Source organism: Streptomyces tyrfis (assembly GCF_037034285.1).
Classification (GTDB): Bacteria; Actinomycetota; Actinomycetes; order Streptomycetales; family Streptomycetaceae; genus Streptomyces.
Genome location: NZ_JBAGJZ010000130.1, coordinates 1 through 448 on the forward strand (window position 1 = coordinate 1; position 448 = coordinate 448).

Annotated in this window: 1 pseudogene; it reads right to left on the reverse strand. The window is 67.0% G+C overall.

From position 1 onward, the window contains the following. Positions 1-190: 190 nt before the first annotated feature. Positions 191-448: pseudogene (locus WA762_RS35525) on the reverse strand (IS701 family transposase); the annotation flags it as partial.

Sequence of the window (448 nt, forward strand, 5' to 3'; positions counted from 1 at the left end):
ACTCCAGTCGCAGTTCGCTATTCCTGCTGGTCAGGAGCATGTATCTGAGTGTGCTCGGCTGACGTGTTGTCAGGTTGGGTGAGTTCGTGACCTCGGGTACGGCGGCGGTAGTGGCAGCGGCGGGCTACTCCTTGGTGTCGGCGCCGCCAGCGGGACCAGTGCAGTATGTGGTCGATGCGCCGACGGCGCGTCATTGCGGGGCGGCCAGCTGCCAGGAGCCGCCGTATTTCTGCCACGGTGAGCGGGACCAGCGCGCCGGAACCGTTTCTGCTGCCCCCTTTTGCGCTGCCGCGGCGGCCATGGCGGCGAGGAAGGCATGGGCGAGCATGGCCAGGGTGATGTGCCGGTACCAGCCCGGATACCGGCGTACCTCGTACTGGTCCAGGCCGCACTCGTTCTTTGCCGCTTGGAAGGCTTCCTCGATCGCCCACCGCGTCCCGGCGACACG